2 protein-coding genes are annotated in these 764 nt (G+C 65.2%); both read right to left on the bottom strand.

Features of this window, described 5'->3' with window-relative positions:
* Nucleotides 1-18: 18 nt before the first annotated feature.
* A complete protein-coding gene (locus tag ACFP3R_RS37565) occupies nucleotides 19-195 on the bottom strand; it encodes a hypothetical protein (protein WP_380643812.1) in 177 nt (58 codons plus the stop codon).
* A gap of 280 nt (nucleotides 196-475) precedes the next feature.
* On the bottom strand, nucleotides 476-628 hold the full coding sequence (locus tag ACFP3R_RS37560; RefSeq protein ID WP_380643810.1) for a transposase: 153 nt from the start codon (nucleotides 626-628) through the stop codon (nucleotides 476-478).
* Nucleotides 629-764 lie beyond the last annotated feature (136 nt).

Below are 764 nucleotides of genomic sequence, written 5' to 3'. Positions count from 1 at the left end.
TTCGACTGGGGGCGTAAGTCATGCCGGACCCGGCGACCACAGCTCCTTGATCAGGAACCACGAAGAAGGTAACGGGGTGACGTCGGTGTACTCGCCCGCGGTACACCAGCCGAACGCGGCGAACTCTTCGGCCAGTTCGCCGGTCAGATTCGCCGACACGCCGTAGTCGCAGTGCAACCGCACCAACACCGCCACATTCAGTGGCGTGGGTGCGGACGGGGAACAACGTCCCGGTGTCGCGGACCCACCCCGCCGTCCGACGATCGAACGGCACAACCGCGCACAACCGCGCATAACTTCGCCACGCACACCCACCTCAACCAGCACTGTTGCCTTGACCGGTTGAATCTAAGGCGGCACGCTCGAGGATCTCCACGTCCTCGGCCAAACGGCGGTTCTCCCACTGCAGCCGGACCAGCTCCTCGCGTTCGTCGGTGGTCAGCCCGTCGGTGCGAGTGCCGACGTCGCGCTCGGCCTACACGGCCCACTGCCGCACCGCGGTCTCGGTCAGGTCGAAGTCCTTCGCGACCTGACCCACCGAACGGTCACCCCGCGAGCACAGCTCCACGATCTCGGCCTTGAACTCCGGAGTGAACGACCACCGAGGCCGCCGCTTCTTCCTGCCCATGGACTCCACGATGGGACATCCCTCCGGGGAAACACGTCCCCTGATCTCAGATGTCCATCAGTGCCCGTTTCCGAGCTACTGAGGTTGGGTGAGTCGGCGGGTGGTGATGCGGATCATGGCCCAGCGGACCATGGCT

The sequence above is a fragment of the Saccharothrix lopnurensis genome (assembly GCF_042658445.1).
Lineage (GTDB): Bacteria > Actinomycetota > Actinomycetes > Mycobacteriales > Pseudonocardiaceae > Actinosynnema > Actinosynnema lopnurensis.
The sequence above is the reverse complement of the archived record's forward strand: the minus strand, read 5'-3'. Positions and strand labels throughout refer to the sequence as shown.

Excerpts from the sequence above, each read along its gene's own strand:
- ACFP3R_RS37560 (WP_380643810.1), bottom strand. The coding sequence starts at position 628 with ATGGGCAGGAAGAAGCGGCGGCCTCGGTGGTCGTTCACTCCGGAGTTC.